The organism is Vibrio zhanjiangensis (genome assembly GCF_030161235.1).
In the GTDB taxonomy this organism is placed as follows: domain Bacteria; phylum Pseudomonadota; class Gammaproteobacteria; order Enterobacterales; family Vibrionaceae; genus Vibrio; species Vibrio zhanjiangensis.
Genome location: NZ_BSPW01000012.1, coordinates 1 through 23,397, shown reverse-complemented (window position 1 = coordinate 23,397; position 23,397 = coordinate 1). Strand labels below are relative to the sequence as shown.

The 23,397-nt window shown below is 44.4% G+C and carries 21 protein-coding genes; 11 read left to right on the top strand and 10 right to left on the bottom strand.

Annotated features, from left to right (window positions below; genetic code table 11):
- The first annotated feature begins 48 nt into the window (after positions 1–48).
- The 7 genes from prfA (at position 49) to ybaK (ending at position 6,650) form a co-directional block, all read left to right on the top strand.
- The gene (gene prfA / locus QQK21_RS02520) at positions 49–1,137 is read left to right on the top strand and encodes a peptide chain release factor 1 (protein ID WP_284190639.1); all 1,089 of its coding nucleotides are present in this window, start codon (positions 49–51) and stop codon (positions 1,135–1,137) included.
- Positions 1,137–2,006 (top strand): peptide chain release factor N(5)-glutamine methyltransferase, encoded by an 870-nt coding sequence (gene prmC / locus QQK21_RS02515; RefSeq protein WP_284190638.1) that lies wholly within the window; start codon positions 1,137–1,139, stop codon positions 2,004–2,006. The genes prfA and prmC overlap by 1 nt, the downstream gene beginning before the upstream one ends.
- 2 nt (positions 2,007–2,008) lie before the next feature.
- Positions 2,009–2,392 carry a SirB2 family protein gene (locus QQK21_RS02510; RefSeq protein ID WP_284190637.1) on the top strand — a complete coding sequence of 128 codons (384 nt, stop codon included), beginning with the start codon at positions 2,009–2,011 and terminating at the stop codon, positions 2,390–2,392.
- Between the two features lie 19 nt (positions 2,393–2,411).
- Entirely contained in the window at positions 2,412–3,221 is an 810-nt protein-coding gene (locus QQK21_RS02505; protein WP_284190636.1) for a SirB1 family protein, read from the top strand.
- A gap of 35 nt (positions 3,222–3,256) precedes the next feature.
- Entirely contained in the window at positions 3,257–4,108 is an 852-nt protein-coding gene (gene kdsA / locus QQK21_RS02500; protein ID WP_284190635.1) for a 3-deoxy-8-phosphooctulonate synthase, read from the top strand.
- 357 nt (positions 4,109–4,465) lie between these two features.
- Positions 4,466–6,118, top strand: coding sequence for a bifunctional UDP-sugar hydrolase/5'-nucleotidase UshA (ushA, locus tag QQK21_RS02495; protein WP_284190634.1), 1,653 nt, complete (start codon positions 4,466–4,468; stop codon positions 6,116–6,118).
- Between the two features lie 58 nt (positions 6,119–6,176).
- Complete coding sequence (gene ybaK / locus QQK21_RS02490; RefSeq protein WP_284190633.1) at positions 6,177–6,650, top strand: Cys-tRNA(Pro) deacylase; 474 nt, start codon at positions 6,177–6,179, stop codon at positions 6,648–6,650.
- 103 nt (positions 6,651–6,753) lie between these two features.
- On the opposite strand, the gene QQK21_RS02485 is transcribed toward ybaK, so the two are convergent.
- Complete coding sequence (locus tag QQK21_RS02485) at positions 6,754–8,001, bottom strand: uracil-xanthine permease family protein (RefSeq protein ID WP_284190632.1); 1,248 nt, start codon at positions 7,999–8,001, stop codon at positions 6,754–6,756.
- Between the two features lie 255 nt (positions 8,002–8,256).
- On the opposite strand from QQK21_RS02485, the gene QQK21_RS02480 reads away from it, so the two are divergent.
- Positions 8,257–9,453 carry a DUF2066 domain-containing protein gene (locus tag QQK21_RS02480; protein ID WP_284190631.1) on the top strand — a complete coding sequence of 399 codons (1,197 nt, stop codon included), beginning with the start codon at positions 8,257–8,259 and terminating at the stop codon, positions 9,451–9,453.
- 26 nt (positions 9,454–9,479) lie between these two features.
- Here QQK21_RS02480 and QQK21_RS02475 read toward each other — a convergent pair whose 3' ends face one another.
- The 4 genes from QQK21_RS02475 to bepA form a co-directional block, all read right to left on the bottom strand.
- Positions 9,480–9,899 carry a DUF2069 domain-containing protein gene (locus tag QQK21_RS02475; protein ID WP_284190630.1) on the bottom strand — a complete coding sequence of 140 codons (420 nt, stop codon included), beginning with the start codon at positions 9,897–9,899 and terminating at the stop codon, positions 9,480–9,482.
- A 1-nt stretch (position 9,900) separates the two neighbouring features.
- Positions 9,901–10,470, bottom strand: a complete 570-nt coding sequence (wrbA, locus tag QQK21_RS02470) for an NAD(P)H:quinone oxidoreductase (RefSeq protein ID WP_284190629.1) — start codon at positions 10,468–10,470, stop codon at positions 9,901–9,903.
- Position 10,471: 1 nt separating this feature from the next.
- Positions 10,472–10,816 carry an arsenate reductase (glutaredoxin) gene (gene arsC, locus QQK21_RS02465; protein WP_284190628.1) on the bottom strand — a complete coding sequence of 115 codons (345 nt, stop codon included), beginning with the start codon at positions 10,814–10,816 and terminating at the stop codon, positions 10,472–10,474.
- Between the two features lie 134 nt (positions 10,817–10,950).
- A complete protein-coding gene (gene bepA / locus QQK21_RS02460; RefSeq protein ID WP_284190627.1) occupies positions 10,951–12,405 on the bottom strand; it encodes a beta-barrel assembly-enhancing protease in 1,455 nt (484 codons plus the stop codon).
- Between the two features lie 279 nt (positions 12,406–12,684).
- Here bepA and QQK21_RS02455 point away from each other — a divergent pair, with 279 nt between their 5' ends.
- The 3 genes from QQK21_RS02455 (at position 12,685) to QQK21_RS02445 (ending at position 16,065) form a co-directional block, all read left to right on the top strand.
- Positions 12,685–12,921: a sulfurtransferase TusA family protein gene (locus QQK21_RS02455; RefSeq protein ID WP_284190626.1), complete on the top strand. Its 237-nt coding sequence runs from the start codon at positions 12,685–12,687 to the stop codon at positions 12,919–12,921.
- Positions 12,914–13,990 (top strand): AI-2E family transporter, encoded by a 1,077-nt coding sequence (locus tag QQK21_RS02450; protein WP_284190625.1) that lies wholly within the window; start codon positions 12,914–12,916, stop codon positions 13,988–13,990. The genes QQK21_RS02455 and QQK21_RS02450 overlap by 8 nt, the downstream gene beginning before the upstream one ends.
- 203 nt (positions 13,991–14,193) lie before the next feature.
- Entirely contained in the window at positions 14,194–16,065 is a 1,872-nt protein-coding gene (locus tag QQK21_RS02445; protein WP_284190624.1) for a methyl-accepting chemotaxis protein, read from the top strand.
- Positions 16,066–16,134: 69 nt separating this feature from the next.
- Here the strand turns inward: QQK21_RS02445 and hydA are convergent, their stop codons facing one another.
- From hydA to aptA, 5 genes are all read right to left on the bottom strand, one after another.
- Complete coding sequence (hydA, locus tag QQK21_RS02440) at positions 16,135–17,586, bottom strand: dihydropyrimidinase (RefSeq protein WP_284190623.1); 1,452 nt, start codon at positions 17,584–17,586, stop codon at positions 16,135–16,137.
- Positions 17,587–17,644: 58 nt separating this feature from the next.
- Positions 17,645–19,132, bottom strand: coding sequence for an NCS1 family nucleobase:cation symporter-1 (locus tag QQK21_RS02435; RefSeq protein WP_284190622.1), 1,488 nt, complete (start codon positions 19,130–19,132; stop codon positions 17,645–17,647).
- Between the two features lie 40 nt (positions 19,133–19,172).
- Complete coding sequence (locus QQK21_RS02430; RefSeq protein ID WP_284190621.1) at positions 19,173–20,441, bottom strand: Zn-dependent hydrolase; 1,269 nt, start codon at positions 20,439–20,441, stop codon at positions 19,173–19,175.
- Positions 20,442–20,625: 184 nt separating this feature from the next.
- Complete coding sequence (locus tag QQK21_RS02425; protein WP_284190620.1) at positions 20,626–22,122, bottom strand: CoA-acylating methylmalonate-semialdehyde dehydrogenase; 1,497 nt, start codon at positions 22,120–22,122, stop codon at positions 20,626–20,628.
- Positions 22,123–22,141: 19 nt separating this feature from the next.
- Positions 22,142–23,344, bottom strand: coding sequence for an omega-aminotransferase AptA (gene aptA / locus QQK21_RS02420; RefSeq protein ID WP_284190619.1), 1,203 nt, complete (start codon positions 23,342–23,344; stop codon positions 22,142–22,144).
- Positions 23,345–23,397: the final 53 nt, after the last annotated feature.

Here is a 23,397-nt window from a genome sequence, read left to right as displayed (position 1 = left end):
AGCTGGTTTTCACCAGCTAATTAAATAGAACCTTGAGTTAATAAAACTATGAAAGCCTCCATTCTAACTAAGCTAGAAACACTCGTTGAACGATATGAAGAAGTTCAACATCTGCTTGGCGAACCTGATGTTATTGGTGACCAAGATAAATTCCGTGCTTTGTCCAAAGAGTATTCGCAACTTGAAGAAGTGACCCAGTGTTTCCAAGCTTATCGGCAGGCTCAAGAAGACTTGAAAGCCGCGCAGGAAATGGCTCAAGAAGAAGATGCTGAGATGCGCGAAATGGCGCAGGATGAGATCAAAGAAGCGCAAGCCAATATTGAGCGTCTCGATGATGAGCTGCAAATTCTACTACTCCCTAAAGATCCAAATGATGATCGCAATTGCTTCCTAGAAATTCGTGCTGGTGCTGGTGGTGACGAAGCAGGAATTTTTGCTGGAGACTTATTTCGTATGTACAGTAAGTTTGCAGAAAAGAAAGGCTGGCGAATTGAGGTTATATCGTCAAACGAATCTGAACAAGGCGGCTATAAAGAAATGATCGCTAAAGTGAACGGTGATGGTGCATATGGTATCTTAAAGTTTGAGTCTGGAGGGCATCGAGTGCAGCGCGTTCCAGCGACTGAATCACAGGGAAGAGTGCATACTTCTGCTTGCACTGTGGCAATTATGCCGGAGATCCCAGAAGCAGAGATTCCAGAAATCAAAGCAGCAGATTTGAAAATTGATACTTTCCGCTCGTCAGGGGCAGGTGGTCAGCACGTCAACACAACAGATTCTGCTATTCGTATTACTCACTTACCAACAGGCACAGTTGTCGAGTGTCAGGATGAGCGCTCTCAGCATAAAAACAAAGCCAAAGCCATGTCCGTTCTTGCCGCTCGAATTATTCAAGCAGAAGAAGCAAAGCGCGCGGCGAAGGAATCTGATACTCGTCGAAACCTGCTCGGTTCAGGAGACAGGAGCGATCGCATCCGTACGTATAACTACCCTCAAGGACGGGTTTCAGATCATCGAATCAATCTCACGCTTTACCGTTTGAGTGATGTCATGGAAGGCGATCTTGTTAGTTTGATCGATCCAGTGATTCAGGAACACCAAGCGGATCAACTTGCTGCACTCGCTGAGAATAATTAATGAAGGGCTTATCTAGCGTTGAAGACACACTAAAGGGTGCGACGCAAAGACTCAACCATAGTGGCAGTGACTCTCCTTCGCTAGATGCCTCAGTATTACTCTGTCATGCGCTTGATAAACCGAGATCTTTTCTTTTGACTTGGCCTGATAAAATCTTGTCGATGGAAGAAACTGGTGCGTTTGAGGAGATGCTAGAGCGTCGTATTAAGGGGGAGCCGATAGCTTATATCGTCGGAGAAAGGGAGTTTTGGTCGTTGCCGTTACAAGTGTCTCCCAGTACACTGATCCCTCGCTCAGATACAGAGCGCCTAGTGGAGATCGCACTTGAAAAAGCCCCTCAACTGCAAGGCGACATTCTTGATTTGGGCACAGGTACTGGTGCCATTGCTTTGGCTATTGCTTCTGAGTTACCGCAACGTACAGTCTGGGGTATTGATGTAAAAGAAGAAGCGAGAATATTGGCAGAGTCTAATGCATCAAAGTTGGGAATTAACAACACGCATTTTCTTACTGGTGATTGGTTTTCTCCGTTGAAGGATGGCTGTCAGTTTGCACTGATTGTCTCTAATCCGCCTTACATCGAAAAACACGATCCTCACCTTGCAAAAGGCGATGTTAGGTTTGAGCCTTTGAGTGCACTAGTCGCTGAAGACAATGGTCTCTCGGACATCAAATATATCGCTAAGCATGCAATGGGGTTTTTAAAGCCTGATGGGTGGTTGATGTTTGAACATGGCTACGATCAAGGTGACTCTGTTAGGAATATTTTAGGGGCTTTGGGGTATCAAAATATGACTACCTACAAAGACTATGGTGAGAATGATCGCGTGACGATTGGTCAGCTTTCTTTGTGTCAAGAAGAGAAATAATTATGTACGAAGGGTTAAAGCACTTTCATTTACTAACAGTGGTTCTAAGCGCAACTCTATTGTCGTTACGTTATGGGCTGATGATGGCAAACTCGGGCCTATTGGAAAAAAAATTTTTCAAAGTCTTCCCACACATCAACGATACATGTTTGCTGCTTTCAGGCATTGGCCTTGTTTTCATCACGGGCTTCATTCCATTTACCCCAGCAGCACCTTGGCTAAGTGAAAAAATTACTTGTGTGCTTGCTTACATTGCGCTTGGATTTTTTGCACTTAAGTTAGGTAAAAACAAACTCTTGCGCACGTTCGCCTTTTTTGGTGCTTTAGGCTGGCTTGCTATGGCTGGTAAAATGGCGGTCACTAAAGTTCCAATGTTTTTGGGTTAAGGGGTGTTAGAGAAGATCCATGGTTGAGATATTTGATGAAGATTTTGAAGCAATTGAGTTGGCTGAAGGTGCGTTAAAATTAAATAAAGCCATTAATCCGAAAACAAAAGATGTTTGGGCACAAAATGAGCTTCAGCGTCTGCTACAAGAGGCTGAGCTTGCTTTAAGTCATGAGGTGGGCGAGCCGCAACGCTTTGACGCCTTATTGCGACTTTTCTACCACGAGTGGGGCTTTATTGGTGATCAGGAGGCGTATTATGAATCATCTAATGCGTTTATCGATAAAGTGCTAGAAAGTCGAAAAGGCATTCCTGTAAGCTTAGGTTCGATATTGTTGTACTTGGGGCGAAAACTGGGCTTCCCAATTTCTGGCGTGACATTTCCCAGCCAGTTTCTTATTAAACTGGAATATTTTGGTGAGCCGCCAAAATTTATCAATCCTTTTAATGGCGAATATGTCTCCAAACAGGTACTTAGAGCTTGGCTGATAGGGCACAGTGGGCCTTTAGCCAAACTTAGACCTTCGCACCTTCAGTCGGCAGACAACCCAACAGTTATTGGGCGCTGGTTAGCATTACTAAAGAGTGCTTTGCTGCGTGAAGAACGATATACCTTAGCACTAAGGTGTACCGATCTAGCGCTCACTTTTGTACCCGATGACCCCTATGAAATTCGTGATAGAGGCTTTATCTATCAGCAACTAGATTGTCATCAAGTTGCGCTTAGTGATTATCAATATTTCATTGATCAGTGTCCTGATGACCCGGCTGCTGAGCTATTAAAGAATCAAGTTGATGCAATGAGTTTGACACAGGTAACCGTGCATTAAGAGTGAAACTAGACATACAAACGTAGAGAATGAAAATGGAACAAAAAATCGTTCATGTTGGTGATATTCCAGTCGCCAACGATAGGCCCTTCACCTTATTTGCAGGTATGAATGTTCTTGAGTCTCGAGATTTGGCGATGCAGATTTGTGAGTACTATGTCAACGTCACAGAAAAACTTGGTATCCCTTACGTTTTTAAAGCGTCTTTTGACAAAGCGAATCGCAGTTCAGTGCACTCGTATCGTGGTCCGGGTCTAGAAGAAGGAATGAAGATTTTCCAAGATCTTAAAGATACCTTTGGCGTCAAAATCATTACTGATGTGCATACGGAGCAACAGGCTCAGCCAGTAGCAGAAGTTGTAGACGTGATTCAATTGCCCGCCTTTTTGGCTCGTCAAACCGACTTGGTTGAAGCTATGGCTAAAACGGGGGCCGTAATTAATGTTAAAAAACCACAGTTTATGAGCCCTAGTCAAGTTGGCAACATAGTCGAAAAGTTTGCTGAATGTGGTAATGAAAAGGTGATTTTATGTGAACGAGGTGCTTGTCATGGCTATGATAACCTAGTTGTTGACATGCTTGGCTTCGGAGTCATGAAAAAAGCATCAAACGGAAGTCCGATTATTTTTGATGTAACACATTCTCTGCAAATGAGAGATCCTTCAGGAGCTGCTTCAGGTGGACGTAGGGAGCAGACGGTTGAATTGGCGAAGGCTGGGCTTGCTACAGGTATAGCAGGATTGTTTATTGAAGCTCATCCGAACCCAGAGAAAGCGAAATGCGATGGTCCTTCTGCTTTACCACTTGATAAAGTTGAGCCTTTCCTGACTCAAATGAAAGCATTGGATGATTTGATAAAAGGCTTTGAGCATATCGAGATTAACTGACTTGAAAAACTTCTCAATTAACTTTTTGGCTAGCATTATTGCTAGCCTTTTTTGTCGCTAGACTTTATCTCGTTGGTGATGAATGATTCGAAGGTAGAAACGAAGTTGATGTCAGGTACACAACGGTTTGTTGATAGTGGGAGAAGAGACTGAAACTAAGTCACTTTATTAGATATTCGAATATCAATTATGGTGATCTAAACAGCATAACTATCAAAACAAGATGCCAGCATGAATGGCTTAATTTAAACTGGCGCCACTTTTCTGTTGAGCCTTCGTAAACCGCAAGCAAAGCAAGCGCTCAATTAGCTCAATATTCCGTTCATTAAATAACTCTACACGCTCAAAGGTATGACAATGAAGCAACGTTTGATTCTAAAAACCGCATTAAGTGCAGCTATTCTTGCCACTCTAGCTAGTTGTGCAACTGCACCAAAATGGGAAACGGATAAAACTTACAAGCTGACAATTCTTCACACCAACGATCATCATGGCCGCTTCTGGCAAAACAAATATGGTGAGTATGGTATGGCTGCGCGAAAGACCTTGATTGATGAGCTACGCGCCGATATCGAAAGTGAGGGAGGCAGTGTGTTACTGCTTTCTGGTGGTGATATCAACACGGGTGTTCCAGAATCCGATCTGCAAGATGCCGAGCCTGATTTTAAAGGCATGAGCAAGATTGGTTACGATGCTATGGCTCTGGGTAATCATGAATTTGATAATTCTCTAGATGTGCTATTTAAACAGATAGAGTGGGCGAACTTCCCAATGTTATCGGCCAACATTTACGATAAAAAAACAGGTAAGCGTATGTTCCAAGCTTATCAAATGTTTGAAAAGCAGGGGATTAAAATTGCTGTTATTGGTCTAACGACCGAGGATACAGCCAAAATTGGTAACCCAGAATTTATCAGTGGTATCGAATTTAGAGACCCAAAAGAAGAAGCCAAAAAGCTTATTGCAGAGCTTAAAAAAACACAAAAGCCAGATTTGATTTTTGCAGTCACCCACATGGGGCACTACGAAAATGGCAATCGTGGCATAAATGCTCCCGGTGATGTCGCGTTAGCAAGATATCTCAATGAAGGTGATTTAGACATGATCGTCGGTGGACATTCCCAAGAGCCGGTTTGTATGGAAGGGCCTAATGTCGTTAACAAGAAATTTAAGCCCGGCGATGAGTGTAAACCGGATTTTCAAAATGGCACCTATATCGTGCAAGCTCATGAATGGGGCAAATATGTGGGGCGTGCTGATTACGAGTTTCGTAATGGAGAGCTGGAAATGGTCAGCTATAACTTGATCCCAGTAAATCTCAAGAAAAGTATCAAGGTTGACGGCAAAAAACAACGAGTGTTGATCCAAGATGAAATCCCAGAAAATCAAGAAATGTTAGATTTTCTGCGCCCATACCAAGAAAAAGGCCAGGCACAGTTAGACGTTAAGATTGCAGAATCTAACGGTAAACTGGAAGGGGATAGAGATGTTGTGCGTTTCCAGCAGACTAACCTTGGGCGACTGATCGCAACGGCTCATATGGAGCGTGCGAAAGCTGACTTTGGTATCATGAACTCTGGTGGTGTACGTGATTCTATTGAAGGTGGTGATATTACCTATAAAGATGTTCTGAAAGTTCAACCATTTGGTAATATTTTGACTTACACGGATATGACAGGTAAAGAAGTTCTGGATTATTTGAATGCAGTCGCTACCATGCCAGTTGATTCTGGTGCTTACGCCCAGTTTGCGGGTATATCGATGACAGTATCGAAAGATAAAGTCTCGAATGTATTCATTGGTGGTGAGCAGCTTCGTTTTGATAAGACCTATCGTTTTACATTACCAAGTTATAATGCTGCTGGTGGTGACGGTTACCCTAAAATCAGTGACCACCCAGGCTACGTCAATACCGGTTTTGTTGACGCAGAGGTGCTAAAAGAATATTTACAAGAAAATAGCCCAGTTGATGTCAACAAGTTTGTATCAAATCAGGTTGTTTATAAATAGTTTTACAAGCTAAAAGCGCTGAGCCTTTGGTTCAGCGTCTTTTTATCAAGGACACGTTATGACTCCGGCAATTGATCTGGCAAAGACGAAGAACATTTCTCACACCATTCATGAATATGAGCATGATCCTCGTGCGGAGAGCTATGGTTTAGAAGCGGTTGAAGCTTTGGGGCATGACCCGAGTCATGTTTATAAAACTTTGTTGTTCAGTTTAAATGGCGATGCTAAAAGTTTGGCTGTGGCTGTCATTCCCGTAGAGCAAAAACTTAACCTAAAACTTGCCGCTAAAGCTGCGAAGGCTAAAAAGGCAGAGATGGCGAATCCTGATTTGGCTCAGAAAAGTACAGGTTATGTGGTTGGTGGAATCAGTCCGTTAGGGCAAAAAAAACCATTGCCTACTTATATTCATCACACAGCGAAGAATAAAACCACTATCTGTGTCAGTGCTGGTAGACGGGGCTTAGAGATTGAACTTGCTCCGCAAGATTTAGCTCTGTTGACGAAAGGCCAATTTGCAGAGCTTTGCTTATGACCCTTTTATGTGTGAGTTATCTAAAAGAATCCGCATAAGAATGCGTTAGTAGAAGGAAAATGGGTTACATGCTTTATATGTAACCCACTAAAAATTATAGGCATTAATTACTGTTGTCTTCAATTTGCGAATTATCGACGATATGGTTTTCACCCAGATCTTTTGGTAGAAGCAAATTAAGTAATATGGCCACGATACCGCACAGGCTTACACCCTGAAGACTAAATTCTCCGATACCAAAAGCCATGCCACCAATTCCGAAAACAAGAGTGATGGCAACGATCACCAGATTGCGCGATTGATGTAAATCTACTTTGTTCTTTATTAACGTATTTAGGCCTACAGTCGCGATTGAGCCAAACAAAAGAATCATGATGCCTCCCATCACTGGCATAGGAATGGTTTGCAATACAGCACCAAGCTTTCCAACAAGTGCTAAGACGATCGCTGTCACTGCTGCCCAAGTCATAATCACAGGGTTAAACGCTTTAGTTAGTAACACCGCACCAGTGACTTCTGAGTAGGTCGTATTTGGTGGCGCTCCGAGCATAGAAGCTGCCATTGTCGCTAGACCGTCACCTGCGATTGTGCGATGTAAACCTGGTTTTTTGAGGTAGTCTTTTCCAGTCACATTTGATATTGCAAGCATATCTCCAACATGCTCAACCGCTGGGGCTATCGCGACAGGAATCATAAACAAGATTGCATTGATATTGAATTCAGGTGCAGTGAATTGAGGTAAAGACAGCCACGCAGCTTGGGTCACTGGACTAAAATCAACGATGCCATAAGCAAGACTCGTTAGATAGCCAGCCAAGATTCCACCTAAAATGGGCATTAACTTTACAAAGCCTTTGGCATACACACTAATGATAATGGTGGTGAGTAACGAGACACAAGAGATGACCAAGGATGCATTTGCATCTATCAGCTGTGACCCATCACCGCCTTTGCCCAAGGCCATATTGACGGCAACAGGTGCAAGCCCAAGACCTATCACCATGATCACAGGCCCAACGACAACCGGAGGAAGAAGCCTGTGAATAAATTCAACACCTCTTACTTTGATAAATACCCCCAATATGACGTAGACGAGCCCTGCTGCCATAAGTCCACCCATGGTTGATGGGATTCCCCAAGCTTGAACGCCGTAGAGTATGGGTGCAATAAAAGCGAAGGAAGAAGCTAGGAATATGGGGACGGTACGACGGGTGATAAATTGAAAAAGAAGTGTACCTAAACCAGCACCAAAAAGAGCCACACTCGGATCTAGACCCGTTAAAAGTGGTACCAGCACCAGCGCGCCGAAGGCAACAAAGAGCATCTGTGCTCCTTGAATGGCATTTTTCATTTTACATCATCCTTTATCTATAACGGATCATCGTTAGCGGCGAGACACCCGCCACAAAATTCGCCGGATTTTACCACCTCAGCAAACGATTGCAATCTGAGTTCGATCAAAAACAGGCTGACTTGGTTGAAGAAACTTAGCAAAGATTTAGGATGGATTTGAGCTTATATCAAGATAAAAATGTGCTTTAGTTGCTCTGTAAAGAATTGTTGCTTATCATCGTAAGTCGCAATAGAAATTGATGTTAGGATAACTATGCAGCGTTTAGCTCTTTTGGTTTTGGGACTAGTATGTTTTCCCGTATTTGCCCTGACCAATGTAGATTTATATCAGACAGAAATTGTGCTTGAGCAAGGCGTTGATAATTCTGATGCCAAGGCTCGAGTAAGTGGTATGGAAGAGATTATCATACGTGTATCTGGTGACGTAGAGGCGACCTCGAACCCTGTCATTCAAAAAGCCTTGAAACAAAATTCACAGTATTTGTCGCAGATTAGCCACGGACAACGAGAAGGGCAACCCACGTTGAAAATGGGTTTCAGTCCGCCACACATTCGTTCTCTTTTGAGCCAAGCTCAGGTGCCAATTTGGCCAGCAACACGTGCCAACGTTTTAGTCTGGCTGGTTGAAGAAGAGCAGTATGAGAGAAATATTACTTGGGAGCACTCTGATTCTCGGTTACTCAGCCAGATGAGAGATGAAGCGGTTAAGCGCGGATTACCGCTTACGGTCCCTGTGGGGGATTTTGATGATATCACAGGTGTTGCTGCCTCCGATCTATGGGGTGGTTTTGCTCGTCCTGTTGGTGAGGCCAGCCAACGTTACCCTGTCGATGCTGTCTTAGTGGTGAGATCCGATGGTAATGCCCTTCGCTGGACCTTATATGATCAAAAGCCCAAAACGATTGGTATCACGCGCCAGGCTCCACTCTCAGGTTCAAACTCAGGTGAAAAAGCCGTTTTGAAGATGATCAATCAAATAAGCGACTACTATGCGAAGAAAAGTGGTGTGGTGGTTGCTAGTGAGTCATCTGAAACGGTAAAGGTTCGCTTTACAACGCTTAAGAACGCGGTGGATTTTTTCAGCTTAGAAAAAAGCCTTAAGAAGCTCAGTTCGGTAGCCTCATTGGATATTTTAAAAATTCAACGGGATCAGGTGACGTTTAACGTTCATTTGTTGGCATCTCAAGCACAATTTGAACAAGAATTGGGGCGTATGGATAAAGTTATCCGGCTTGAGAATAAGTCACTCAATACTCAAACAATAGGCAGTGTTCCACTCACCACAACAGACTCAGATGAGAGCACTTGGGACAATCGTGCAGTGGACTTAATTCCCGCCGAGCAAGTGTTGACATATGAGTGGGAAGGAATACCGATTGCCGCTGAGACAGAGGATACTCAAGAAGCAGAGTCCCCGTTGGTATTGGAAGAAAGCGTAATTGAGTATTAAAAAGGTCTGGCGTGCGCCAGACCTTTTTATTCAAATCTTTGTCGTTCCTCTTTTTCCACTTTGGACAGCCGCTGAAGTTTGAGACCAAGCTCCTGTCCGCGTGTTCTGGCGTACAAAATATTGCTGCCAAAGGCAAGACTTGTCAGTATTAGCTCTACAGTCGCAAGCCATCGTTCACCGTCATCAATATAAAAGATGGTAAGAGCATGCAAAAAATACAGCATAAGAACGAAGTTGGCCCAAGCATGGGTATAGGGCTTCCCCGCGAGTATTCCCGGCAGAAACACAAGAAGCGGGATGCTCCAACCTGCAGCAAGCACTAAGCTACTAATATGAGGATGTGGAGATAAGTGAATCTGCCACATAAGCACCCAAACAAGTAAGCCTACATTCCCACATAAAGCAAGAACACGAAATAATTTTGTGTGAGGGTACATATCCTGCATTCTAGCTTCCCTTAAGCTTAAGAGCTGTCGTTGCTAAACGTTTTCCTAAAGCTTGCGCGAGGCAGATTTCATCTTTGGAAAGACTATTTTCAGAGTGGCTGACCGAGGTGGCGCCATAAGGAGTGCCTCCTGATTGAGTCGTATGCAGCTTAGGCTCTGAATAGGGTATGCCCATTATAAGCATTCCATGATGAAGAAGTGGCAACGTCATGGTTTGTAAAGTGGTTTCCTGACCTCCATGGAGGGTGGAAGATGAGCTAAACACGCAAGCTGGTTTGTCGATTAAGTCACCAGATATCCACAGACTAGAGGTTTGATCCCAAAAGTGTTTTAGAGCCGCCGACATATTGCCAAACCAGACGGGGCTACCCATCGCCAATCCATCACAAGATTTTAGCTCATCCAGTGTGACGATCGGATCTTGGGGACAATCTCTAACCTCTATATCCTCAACCGTTCTGAGCCAAGCTTCGCAGTTGGGGATGGATTCTATTCCTCGAGCGATCTGCCTTGCGAGAGCAAGGGTAGAGCCGTGACGGCTGTAGTAGAGCACCAGAAGCTGACATCTCATATTATAAAATCTCAAGTACCTGTTCAGGTGGACGGCCGTGTCTTGCTTGGCCTTTGTTTACCACGATTGGGCGTTCAATGAGTTTTGGGTTTTTGGACATGGCTTCAAATAGCTGCTCATCGGATACATCAGCGAGATTTAGCTGTTTGTAAATATCCTCTTTAGTTCGCATCATGTCTCTGACTTGAGTGAGTTGAAGCTGTGAATATAAACTTTTTAATTCAGGAACACTTGGCGGAGTTTCCAAATAATTTACGATTTCAGGTTGGATATTTTTCTCTTCTAAAAGAGCTAGAGTTTGACGACTTTTGGAACAACGTGGGTTGTGATAAATCACGACTGACATAATATAACTCTCCAATTGGTGTACGACTGGATACATTCAGTCAAGGACACAGAATATGGTTGATCGATGCAAGGTATAATAACCAACACATGAACTGAGTACAGAGTACTTAGATGTATTTCTGGGATAAACTTCTATTGCAGTGCCATAAATCGATCTCTTTCGGCCATTAATTGATCGATACGAGCATCGTAGCGGGCTTGTTCAAGGCTACCGAGTTCAGCAATCTGTCCTGCTTGAGTATAGTATTGGATTGCTTTGTTCCAGTTTGCTTTGAGGGCGAGTATTTCTGCTCGAGAGGCAAGATCTTCATCACTGCGTCCAAGATGGATGTTGGCCTCGGAGAGAAGGTGCCACCCGTTGATGTCATTGGGGTTATCGTGAGTGTAACGTTGAAGAATACGTACTGCTTCTTCATTCTTATCCTGCTTCATTAGAACATTCGCATAATTAATGGTTAGCACCGAATTATTAGGCTTTGCTTTCAACGCATTACTTAGCATGGCTTCAGCCTTTGGTGCTTCCCCTTTTGCCAGATACAGATCTGTCATCGCATCTAAGTAGAAGTTGTTATGAGGCTGCTGTTTGAGTAATGCTTGTAATATTGTCTCTGCTTTGTCGAGCTGGTTGTTATCGAGATAAACGAGTGCGCGGCCATATTGAAATGATGGCTTAATTTCAGCAGGTGCTTTCTTTTCTGTACGTGCAAACCAGTCCAAAGCAGACTCCGCGTTAATATCTGCATATCTAGCAACCACTCTTGCACGAGCCAAGTTATAGTCGATGGATGGTGTTACTTTTTTTTCTGGATAGTTTCGTGCTCTGGCACGGCTATCCGTAATCCGATCTTCTGGAAGCGGGTGGGTTAGCAGCATGGGTGGAGGGGTACTTGCGTACCGATATTCATCCGCTAGACGAGAGAAAAATCTGGGCATGGCATTCACATCAAAGCCTGCTTTGGCTAGGGTTTCGATACCAAATCTATCGGCTTCTTTCTCGTTACTTCTTGTGTAATTTATTTGGCCTTGAATATTGCCAGCGGTTGTTGCTGTTATAGCAGCGATCCCGGCTTCAGGTGCTGCGATGGCCAATAATAATGAGCCTGCTAGCGCAGCTAACGTTGCTGGAGAGCGTCGTGCTTGGTCTTCCATACTTCTTGCAAGGTGGCGCTGAGTAACGTGAGATATTTCATGCGCAATTACTGATGCGAGCTCACTTTCTGTTTTTGCATGGAGAAATAGACCACTATGCAAAGCGACATAGCCTCCGAAAAAGGCAAAGGCATTGATGTTACGATCGCGAATCATGAAAAAAGTGAAGGGGGTTTTTACATCATTGGCGTTAGCAACGAGCTGGTGACCTAGGCTATCTATATATTCATTAATCACAGGATCGCTGACAATTGGTTGGCTGTTGCGCAGCATACGCATGTACGCATCACCATATTGAAGTTCTTGATCTATGGTTAATGTGCTGCTAGCTGTGGTGCCAATATCCGGTAAATCGATATTATTCGCATAAACAGAAGATTGCATGCCAAGAGAGGCCGCTACACATAAGCAAACGAGTGAGCGTGTACGTTTAAACATAGGTTACCGAATGTACTCCATAATCGTAAGGCGTCTCTGATGAGCCTACTATCTATAATAACAGGCTTAAATGAGAGACGCCGATTTAGACCTTTTTTTTGTGATAAGGTTTCACATGACTTGATACACTTTTGTAGAATGATCCCATAGTATTTTATGGTAATCGTACCGTTGATGGTCAGTATCATGTGAAAGTTTTACTATTCACTATTTTTCCCCTGACGCTGAAAAAAAAACACTATACAATATTCGTTCAAGTAATAAACATCAGGCCAGTTAATGAAACAAGATCTTTTGGACTTACGTTATGAACGTTGTCCAATGGCTTTGCTGCTTGTTAAGCGCTACACCAAAGAAATGAATTCAGGTCAAAAGGCTATGATATACGTTTCAGGCCGTGATTCATTTTCTGATATAAAACGCTTCTTACTTCAGCAGTCATTTCAACTGTGCTGCAAAGAGGTCGATGGCTATTATCGTATACAAGTGATTAAAGGAACTCTATCGAATGTTTGAAATGGTGAGTCGTTGGTACAAACGACGCTTTTCTGATCCCCATGCTGTAAGTTTGGTTGCGATTCTATTAGTTGGCTTCGTTACGATCTACTTTTTTGGCAACTTAATTGCACCGCTTTTGGTTGCGATTGTTTTGGCATATTTACTAGAGTGGCCAGTAACGCAACTTTCTCGCTTGCATATTCCGAGAAATCTCTCTGTCATTCTTGTTATTCTGGGTTTTACAAGTTTGATGTTATTGGCGGTATTTGGCCTTGTGCCGACCATTTGGAAACAAGTCGGGAATTTGATTAATGATATCCCGTCTATGTATCAAGGAGTGCAAAAAGTAATCGCAGATTTGCCGAAACGTTATCCCGAGCTAGACAATTTTCAGATTGTAGAGTCAGTTGTAACCAACGCAAAGAACCAAATTATTGTAATGGGTGAGACAGTGGTAAAAGGGTCTCTTGCCTCACTAGTGAGCCTTGCCACGTTGGGCGTTTATCTGATTTTGGTTCCTTTACTGGTGTTTTTCTTGCTCAAAGATAAGCAAGAAATGATTTCCATTGCGAGCGGTATACTGCCGAGAAACAGAAAGTTAGCGACAAAAGTTTGGCATGAGATGAATCAACAGATCTCAAACTATATTCGTGGCAAAGTGATGGAAATTGTGATTGTTGGTAGCGTAAGCTATGTGACCTTTGCGATTTTGGATCTGCGTTATTCCGTACTGCTCGCTGTTGCGGTTGGTCTTTCAGTGCTTATTCCCTATATTGGAGCGGCTGCAGTGACAGTGCCTGTAGCAATAGTGGGCTTATTTCAGTGGGGGTTTACTCCGCAGTTTTATTGGTTGCTCTTGGCGTATGGAATTATTCAGGCGCTAGATGGCAACATATTGGTACCTATTTTATTCTCTGAAGCTGTGAACTTGCATCCAGTGGCTATAATCGTTGCTGTGCTGGTGTTTGGTGGTATGTGGGGATTTTGGGGAGTCTTTTTTGCCATCCCTCTTGCGACTTTAGTGAAAGCGGTATGGAATGCACTGCCAAGTCACGACGAAGAGGATGCGTATAGCCATCCAGGTTAATGATAAATTTCATACATTTACAGTAAAAAAGCTCGAATACATATGCATTCGAGCTTTTTTATTGCGTAGAAGGTATATACTTTTTAAAAGAGTGTTTTACAAAACAGCAGTTTTGTAGGAAATTTCTTAAGCCTGCGTTGGCTAGGATGATAATAAAAACGACAAGATAACAACTACAAACGAATTACTCTTTGAGGGACACTATGAGATTCAGTCAAAAGATCGTTGCAGCATCTTCAATATTGCTGCTGGTCACCGTTGTGTTACTGTCTGTGCAGCAGCTTAGCACCGTAAAAAAAGAAGTTGAAGACTTGGTGGATACAAGTCTCACTGAGATGGTAAAGGGCGTTAAGAATACCGTCGTTTCAGAAATGGCGAGTAGGAAGTCTCTTGCGATGTCGACAACAGAGGTGTTAGAACTTGATCCGCAAAACAAAACACGTGTTAAAGATATTCTAGAAAAACCAAACCTTAAAGGATCTTTCTTAGCTGTCGGATTTGCTTATGAAGCAGATGGACATGTGGTTGAAAACGATGATGGTTGGGAAGCTGGGCCTGATTATGATCCAAGAGTTCGTCCTTGGTACAAAGCAGCAAAAGCGCAGGGTAAGTTAGTCGTGACCGCTCCTTATGTCGATGTTTCTTCTAAAAAGGTCATTATATCAATTGGTACTCCAGTGAAAGAGAGTGGTCAGTTCACTGCGGCTATGTTCTACGATATGGAGCTAACTGGCTTGGCTGATTTGGTGAACAGCGTTAATCTGCTTGACGCAGGTTACTTGTTTATCGTGGCCTCTGATGGAACGACGATCGCTCACCCTGATGCCAATAATAATGGTCAGAATATTTCGACTTATCTCCCTGATATTGCACTAAAAGAAGGTGAGCAACGGTTTGAGAAAGATGGCATATCGTACATGGTTCACTTTACGCCAGTCCCGAGCGAAAACTGGTTTATCGGTGCAATTGTCGATGAAGATATAGCGTTTGCTGCTGTTTCGGAGATGCGCAATAGCTCAGTAATTTATACCATCATCAGTGTGGTGATAAGTATTTTAGTTCTCAGCTTCTTGATTAAAGTCTTGATGCGTCCACTTGGTACTCTCAACAAGGCCATTAAAGATGTTGCCTCTGGGCAGGGAGATTTAACCAAGCGTTTGGATACCAATACAGATAAAGAATTTGCTGAACTTGCTGAAGGTTTTAATACTTTTACCGAAACACTTCAAAAGCAGATTCAACAATCTAAAGCGATAGGTGCTGAAATTCTACGTGGTACCGAAATGACGGTTCAGGGTTCACAAGAGTCAGCAGAAGCCATGCGCAGTCAACTTCAAGAGCTTGAGCAGTTAGCCACCGCCATGAATGAAATGGCGGTGACGGCGACTGAAGTGGCAAACAATGCCCAAGGGGCTGCTGGGGCTGCGAAAGAAGCTGACGAGGCCACGCAACTGGGTTCTTCAGTTGTGAGCGAAACGACGTCATCAATAGATAGGCTGTCAGAGCGAATTGATCAGGCAGTAGAAGAAGTGCAAGGTCTTGAATCGGCTACGGCTAACATAGAAACCATTTTGAAGGTTATTAACGACATTGCTGATCAAACTAACTTGCTGGCGTTAAATGCTGCAATTGAAGCAGCTAGGGCTGGTGAATCAGGTCGAGGCTTTGCTGTGGTTGCTGATGAGGTTAGAACTTTGGCGCAGCGTACTCAGGAGTCGACAACTGAGATTCGTAATATGATTGAGCAATTGCAATCGGGAGCGAGTTCAGTCTCTGCTGCAATGCGCGAAAGCAAAAACACGGCTGTTGATGCGGTAGAAAAAGCCAAAGCAGCGGATGAATCTTTACAACGTATTCGCGAGTCAATTCAGAGCATTACGGATATGAATATGCAAATTGCCTCAGCAGCAGAAGAGCAGAGCCTAGTGGCTGAGGAAATAAACGCAAATACAGTGAAGATAAAAGACTTGTCCACTCAAGTTGCGGATGCAGCAGAAGATGCCAACGTTGCTATGCAAGTTCAAACTGAAAATGTACGCGAGCAGGACGCGATCTTGAATAAATTCATTGTTTAGTTAGCCTCATCAAAAAACGCCAGCGACCTTGCTGGCGTTTTTCTATTGTCTACAGGTATTTTATTTAGGTTAAGAGTCAACCTTGCGGCTCACCGCCTCAGGTCGGTTCCGCTCATTTCGCTTTAGCTGACTCTGATAGAAATTAGCGTACGGAGGACGGACGACGTATTGACCATCCCCTGGTGCTGATTTTAGCTCACCCTTATCCCAAGCAATTTTACCATTACAGATGGTGGTAATTGGCTTACCTTGTACGCGCATACCCTCAAAGATATTGAAGTCAATTTTTGACATCTGATCGTTTACCGTGAAGGTTTTGTCTTGTTTGGTATCCCAGATAACGATGTCGGCATCAGAACCGACGGCAATGGCACCTTTGCGTGGATACAAATTGAAGATCTTAGCCGTGTTGGTGGAGGTTACCGCGACAAACTCATTGGGGGTCAGTTTGCCTTGATTGACACCTTTGTCCCACAGCACCATCATGCGCTCTTCTACGCCAGCCGTGCCATTGGGAATCATGGTGAAATTGTCTTTGCCCATGGCTTTTTGTGAGGCGCAAAACGCGCAGTGATCGGTGGCTGTTGTCTGAATAGTACCGCTTTGTAGTCCTTTCCAAAGAGCATCCTGATGGTTTTTAGGTCGAAATGGAGGACTCATCACATGGGCTGCTGAGTAGTTCCAATCTGAGTTTTTATATACGCTATCGTCTATGACTAAATGACCAGCAAGACATTCACCAAATACAATTTGGCCGTTGTTTTTGGCATATTTGATGGCATCGACGGCTTCTTCGGTTGAGACATGAACTAAGTAGATAGGAGCGCCTAGTGTGCCAGCGATATTGATTGCGCGATTAGCGGCTTCACCTTCGACGGAGGGCGGGCGAGAAAGGGGATGGGCTTCTGGTCCTGTGATACCTTTTGCGAGTAATTGCTGCTGTAGATGATAAACCAGTTCGCCGTTTTCAGCGTGTACCGTTGGTATAGCGCCCAGTTCAAGGCACGTGCTAAAGCTTGATACCAGTATGTCATCGGTCGCCATGATGGCATTTTTGTAGGCCATAAAGTGCTTAAAACTGTTTACTCCGTAGTCTGAAACCAGAGTTTTCATCTCATCTTTTACCGACTCATCCCACCAGGTAATCGCAACGTGGAAGCTGTAGTTACATTGAGATAGAGATGCCCAATCTTGCCATTGGTGGAAGGCTTCGATTAGAGATTGCTTCGGTGAAGGGATAACAAAATCGATAATTGTCGTCGTGCCGCCAGCCAGTGCTGCCGCTGTGCCCGAGGCAAAATCGTCTGAAGCGACCGTACCCATAAAAGGCAATTGCATATGAGTATGTGGGTCGATACCTCCGGGCATAACCAGTTTACCACTGGCATCAATAATCTGGGTATTTTCAGGAATATCAATAATGTGCCCGATCTGACTTATTTTGCCTTCCACGCATAGTATATCGGCTGAATAGGTTTGCTCATGGGTGACAATATTGCCCCCTTTGATTAATAGATTCATACTAACTCCTTGTTTAACTTGACCAACAGGACTAAAACCCGATGGTTCCTTATCTTATTCAGGCTTTGTCAGGTTGAGCATTCACTTCTGATTGCACGGCATTTATAGAAAACAGGTAGTAGAGGAGAGCACCAGAAAAAGCGCCAGTGAACCATCCGTAGTGATAAAACCATATTAAGACATCAAAAGTGAGGGCAACAATGGTAAAGGTTACGGGGATGAAGAATGCAATGAAGCCGGCATAGTTAATCGAAGGATGTTGCCTTTGGTCAGAGTAGAGTGCGGGAATATCTAAGTTTTGCTTTTTGATTAAGAAATAATCGACGATCATGATCCCAGCGATTGGACCGAGAAGACTGGAGTATCCGAGTAGCCAGTTGGAATACATGGCTTCGACGCTAATATCGGATTCTATCCAGTTAAGTTTTTTTAGAAGTTCCCAACTCATTAGGCCTAGACCGACTAATCCAGTCAGCAGGACGCCACGGGTATGATTGATCTGCTTTGGCGCAATATTTTGAAAGTCGTTGGTTGGTGATACCACATTCGCAGCGGTATTGGTCGATAAGGTGGCAATAACAATCAGGATCATTGCGATACTCACCCAAAATGGACTCTCAATTTTGCTGATCAAAGTAATAGGATCAGAAATGGTTTCACCAAACAAGGTATACGAAGCTGCGCTGAGAACAACGCCCAATGCCGAAAAAAAGAACATGGTTAAAGGCAGACCAATGATTTGCCCAATAATCTGATCTTTTTGTGATTTTGCGTAGCGGCTAAAATCTGGGATATTGAGAGATAAGGTTGCCCAAAAACCGACCATAGCGGTAAGCCCTGCAAAGAAATAACGGGTAACCCCCACGTCTTCTGGTCGATTGGCTGGAGTCATAATGATTTCTGTGTAAGAGACCTTATCACTCGCCCAAAATATCAAACCAAGCCCAACCGCTAGTAACAGTGGGGCAGAGAGAGTTTCGAGCCACTTTATGGAATCAGAGCCTTTTAGCACTATACCGATATTGAGCACCCAAAAGAGAAAGAACCCGCATACTTCTCCTACACCACCAAGACTGGCCCAGCTTGTTGAAAGCTCTGACAGCAGCAGATGGATTGCCAAACCGCCGAACATGGTTTGAATGCCAAACCAACCACAAGCGACTAGGCCTCGGATAAGGCATGGCACATTAGAGCCAAGAGTACCAAACGACGAGCGAAGAACAATAGGAAAAGGTATGCCGTATTTGGTGCCAGCAAAGGCGTTGAGAGTAAGAGGTATCAGTACTATGATATTGGCAAGTAAAATGGTCAACAGTGCCTCAAGTACCGACAACCCAAAGTAAGTCGTGAGCACGCTTCCCAATGTATATGTGGGTACACAAATGGCCATCCCAATCCAAAGTGCAGCGATATTTACTTTACTCCAAGTACGTTCCGATATTTTGGTCGGCGCAAGGTCTTGACTGAAGTACTTGCTTTCGATTAAGTCTTCGGCGACGTCTAGCTCGTAGAAATCACCGATTTTTTTCATGCTTGATTGCTTCATTGACTTCTCATCCCGTTGAGAATTGTTAGGTCACGGAGTGCTACTCTGTGGCTTCATGGTGTTGCACATTGATGGCTTGTTTGGCAATGCGCCTACTGGCTTCCAGCATGGTATGGAGTAGGACATTTGCCCCAGCTTCGCATTCTTCGGGGGACGTATTTTCAATTTCGTTGTGACTAATGCCGTTTTCGCAAGGGGTGAATATCATCCCTGTTGGGACCAGATCTGCCATATAACATGCGTCGTGACCTGCTCCTGCGTAAATATCCATGTTTGAGTAACCGAGCTTCTCTGCGGCAGCTTTAACATCGTCTGAGGCATTGAATTCAACTGGAGCAAAATACCAAAAAGGATCAATATCTATCTGTATCTCGCGCTCTTTGGCGACCAATGAGCAGAACTCGGTAAACATCTTGTCCATATCGGCAAGGACATCAGCATTGGGATTGCGCAGATCGACACTAAAAGTTATCTCTCCCGGGATCACATTGCGAGAATTGGGGAAGACTTGCATAAAGCCGACGGTACCCAGTCCGTTTTCATAGCGATGCGCTATTTGTTCTACTTCGGTAATGATTTTCGCGCTGGCCACCATAGCGTCATTACGCAGATACATGGGCGTGGTGCCTGAGTGGGATTCACGTCCTTTTATTTTTACGTTATACCAACGGATACCTTGACCTAAACGCACCACACCTATGGTTTTGCCTTGATCTTCTAAAATAGGCCCTTGCTCTATATGAGCTTCGAAAAAAGCACCAATATGACGGCTGCCGGGTTCTTCTTTACCCAAATAGCCAATTTTTTCTAGCTCGTCTTTTAGACGAATACCATCAACATCCGTTTTGTTTAGCTCGGTTTCTAAATCGAATCGGCCGACATAAACGCCAGACCCTTGCATTGCTGGTTGAAATCGCGAACCTTCTTCATTGGTCCAAACGGTGAACTCCATTGGCGTTTCAGTAAGAATGTTATTCTCATGTAAGGTTCGCAGTACTTCGACCCCTGCAAGAACACCAAAGACACCATCGAATTTTCCTCCCGTTGGCTGAGTATCTAAGTGGCTACCCGTTGCAACAGCGGGTAATGAGTTGTCCTTACCTTCTCGGTGGGCAAAAATATTCCCCATTTTGTCGACACTGATTGTGCAGCCACACTCTTTACACCAGCTAACGAACAAATCTCTGGCTTTGCCATCTAATTCGGTAGCAGCCAAGCGAGCACAGCCTCCTTTTTCCGTTAATCCAAACTGAGCCATCTCCATGAGGCTTTGCCATAGTCGATCGCCATTTATGCGTAAGTCTTGCATACAAACTCCTTTTTTGCTGTTTTTGGTCATATTGAGGCCTTGCTCTTTGGTCTGTTACTTACCGAAATAACAGGGATTTAGGTGTTCAAATAGACAATAAATGGATACGCTAAATCTGATATTGGCCTGTGGATTGTGCATCCTCAGGCCAATGTTAGGTCTGGTTACAGGGTAGAGTTACAGGCTATAAACTAGGGAATGAAAATAAAGTTCCATCTTTCACTTCTCCCGAGGGCCATCTTTGGCTTATGGCTTTACGTCTGGTGTAAAAGCGCACGGAGTCAGGTCCATAAGCATGTAAGTCGCCAAATAATGACCGTTTCCAACCGCCAAAGCTATGGTAAGAAACAGGAACGGGTAGTGGTACATTGATGCCGACCATGCCGACCATAACTTGGTCTGAGAAGTAGCGGCTCGCTTGTCCATCTCGAGTAAAAATGCAGGTGCCATTTCCGTATTCGTGTCGATTGATAAGCGCTACGGCCTCTTCTAAAGAATCAACTCTTACCACCACAAGTACAGGCCCGAATACCTCTTGTTGATAGATGTCCATATCTGGCGTTACTTTATCAAAGAGTGTTCCACCAATGAAGAAACCTGACTCATGCCCTGCAATAACAAGTTCTCGACCATCAACGATAACTTCAGCGCCTTGCTCAATTGCTTGAGCTACGAATTGTGAAACTTTGTCTCTTTGTGCTGAAGTGATAAGTGGCCCCATTTCGTTGCGGTCATCACTCCCTGGCCCGACCTTGAGCGCTTCGACTTGAGGCTTTAGTTTGTCAATCAGAGCATCAGCGACTTTGTCCCCTATTGCCACAGCAACTGAGATGGCCATGCAGCGCTGACCACATGAACCGTATGCAGCGCCCATTAAAGCATTGGCTACATTATCGAGGTCAGCATCTGGCATGATCACCGCATGATTTTTTGCTCCGCCCAGAGCTTGGCAGCGCTTGCCCTTTTCTGATGCTCGTTTGTAGATGGTTTCAGCTATTGGGGTAGAGCCGACAAAGCTAACCGCTTGAATGGTATCATCGTCAATGAGCTGATTGACGACATCAGCACCGCCGTGAATCACGTTCAGCACACCTTTCGGTAACCCTGCTTCCTCGGCGAGCTTGGCAATGTAAAGTACGCAGGAAGGGTCTCGTTCGGAAGGCTTGAGCACAAAGGTATTGCCGCACATTATTGCACTTGGCCACATCCAAAGAGGAACCATGGCTGGAAAGTTAAATGGGGTAATACCGGCCACAACACCGAGAGGTTGTAGTTCACTCCACGCATCAATATCACGCCCCACGTTACGGCTGTGTTCGCCTTTGAGTAGTTCTGGAATGCCACAAGCAAATTCGACATTTTCGATACCTCGAGCCAGTTCGCCTTTGGCATCACTCAACACCTTACCATGCTCACGAGAGATAAGTTCACAGATGATATCTTGGTTTTCTTCGAGTCGCTGCTTAAAGCGATACATGACTTGTGCACGCATGGCTGGTGGCGTATTGCGCCATGCTGGGTAAGCTTGTTTGGCTGAGCTAATCGCCATAGCGACCGTTTCTTGCGATGCCATGCATACGTTCGCACATACTGCTCCGGTTGCTGGATTATACACGGCTTGCGTTTGGCTTTTATCTGAGTGAATTTCGCCGTTAATCAGATGACCGATATATTCTGACATGTTTAGTTCCTCATTGGGTTTAAACGGTTTGCTCTATCGCATCGCCCAATGCGTTAATTAGGCGGTCTATTTCGTGTTCTTGAGTAATAAAGGGCAAGCCAAGCTGGATGGTGTCCCCACCGTAGCGAACGTAAAAACCCTGCTGCCATAGAGTGGTGGCAATATCGACAGGGCGGATTGTTGGGTCTCCATCACGCGGTGCTATGGTTAGACCTGCTGCAAAACCGAAGTTACGAATATCTAAGATATGTTTGGTGCCTTTTAGGCTATGGATAGATTTTTCAAATACAGGTGAAAGTTCAGCGACTTGTGGAATCAGCTGCTCTTTTTCGAGTATCTCTAAGGTAGCCAGTGCGCAGGCGCAAGCAACAGGGTGTCCTGAATAGGTATAGCCATGAGGTAGCTCAATATTGTGTTCTGCTCCGCCAGCATGCATGAAAGTATCATAAATACCTTGCTTGGCTAATACCGCACCTAAGGGAATGGCACCGTTGGTGATTTGTTTGGCAATACAAATCATGTCAGGGGTGACACCAAAAGATTGCGCACCAAAGTAGTTTCCAGTTCGACCAAAACCTGTGATCACTTCGTCGAAGATAAGCAGAATATTATGTTGATCGCAAATCGCCCTGAGGCGCTGAAGATACCCTTCTGGTGGTACTATAACGCCTGCCGAACCGGAAAAGGGTTCAATGATCACAGCAGCAATGTTTGAGGCATCATGGAGTGCAATAAGATCGAGTAACTCGTCGGCCATCTCAGCACCTGCAGGCGCCATTCCTCTTGTGAATGCCATATTGGCTTGAAGTGTATGAGCAAGGTGATCGGATTCCATGGCTTGGCCCCACATTTTACGGTTGCCATTGATACCTCCCCAACTTATTCCTCCCCAGCTCGCACCATGGTAGCCCTTTGCTCGGCCAATAATGCGGGTCTTAGTGGGTTCTCCCCTCTGGCGCCAGTATGCACGCGCTATTTTGGTTGCGGTATCTGATGCCTCCGAACCTGAGTTTACAAAAAAGACCTTGTTGATGTCTTCAGGGGCTAAATCAGCTAAACGTTCGGCCAACTCAAAGGCTTTGGGATGGCCGTATTGAAAGGCAGGGGCATAGTCAAGTTCAAGGAGCTGCTTTTCTACTGCGTTGGCTATTTCAGTTCGATTATGACCCGCACCACATGTCCATAAACCTGAAAGCCCATCAAATATTTTGCGTGTGATCACCAAGCGATTCTGTCGTACCTTAATTACCAAGCGACTTTGTCATTACGTTAACT

Coding starts and splice junctions, on each gene's coding strand:
- hydA (WP_284190623.1), bottom strand. CDS start 17,586: ATGAATCTATTAATCAAAGGGGGCAATATTGTCACCCATGAGCAAACC.
- QQK21_RS02455 (WP_284190626.1), top strand. CDS start 12,685: ATGAAACAAGATCTTTTGGACTTACGTTATGAACGTTGTCCAATGGCT.
- wrbA (WP_284190629.1), bottom strand. CDS start 10,470: ATGAGATGTCAGCTTCTGGTGCTCTACTACAGCCGTCACGGCTCTACC.
- ushA (WP_284190634.1), top strand. CDS start 4,466: ATGAAGCAACGTTTGATTCTAAAAACCGCATTAAGTGCAGCTATTCTT.
- QQK21_RS02485 (WP_284190632.1), bottom strand. CDS start 8,001: ATGAAAAATGCCATTCAAGGAGCACAGATGCTCTTTGTTGCCTTCGGC.
- prmC (WP_284190638.1), top strand. CDS start 1,137: ATGAAGGGCTTATCTAGCGTTGAAGACACACTAAAGGGTGCGACGCAA.
- prfA (WP_284190639.1), top strand. CDS start 49: ATGAAAGCCTCCATTCTAACTAAGCTAGAAACACTCGTTGAACGATAT.
- QQK21_RS02480 (WP_284190631.1), top strand. CDS start 8,257: ATGCAGCGTTTAGCTCTTTTGGTTTTGGGACTAGTATGTTTTCCCGTA.
- arsC (WP_284190628.1), bottom strand. CDS start 10,816: ATGTCAGTCGTGATTTATCACAACCCACGTTGTTCCAAAAGTCGTCAA.
- QQK21_RS02475 (WP_284190630.1), bottom strand. CDS start 9,899: ATGCAGGATATGTACCCTCACACAAAATTATTTCGTGTTCTTGCTTTA.
- bepA (WP_284190627.1), bottom strand. CDS start 12,405: ATGTTTAAACGTACACGCTCACTCGTTTGCTTATGTGTAGCGGCCTCT.
- QQK21_RS02450 (WP_284190625.1), top strand. CDS start 12,914: ATGTTTGAAATGGTGAGTCGTTGGTACAAACGACGCTTTTCTGATCCC.
- QQK21_RS02505 (WP_284190636.1), top strand. CDS start 2,412: ATGGTTGAGATATTTGATGAAGATTTTGAAGCAATTGAGTTGGCTGAA.
- kdsA (WP_284190635.1), top strand. CDS start 3,257: ATGGAACAAAAAATCGTTCATGTTGGTGATATTCCAGTCGCCAACGAT.
- ybaK (WP_284190633.1), top strand. CDS start 6,177: ATGACTCCGGCAATTGATCTGGCAAAGACGAAGAACATTTCTCACACC.
- QQK21_RS02510 (WP_284190637.1), top strand. CDS start 2,009: ATGTACGAAGGGTTAAAGCACTTTCATTTACTAACAGTGGTTCTAAGC.
- QQK21_RS02445 (WP_284190624.1), top strand. CDS start 14,194: ATGAGATTCAGTCAAAAGATCGTTGCAGCATCTTCAATATTGCTGCTG.
- QQK21_RS02435 (WP_284190622.1), bottom strand. CDS start 19,132: ATGAAGCAATCAAGCATGAAAAAAATCGGTGATTTCTACGAGCTAGAC.
- QQK21_RS02425 (WP_284190620.1), bottom strand. CDS start 22,122: ATGTCAGAATATATCGGTCATCTGATTAACGGCGAAATTCACTCAGAT.
- QQK21_RS02430 (WP_284190621.1), bottom strand. CDS start 20,441: ATGCAAGACTTACGCATAAATGGCGATCGACTATGGCAAAGCCTCATG.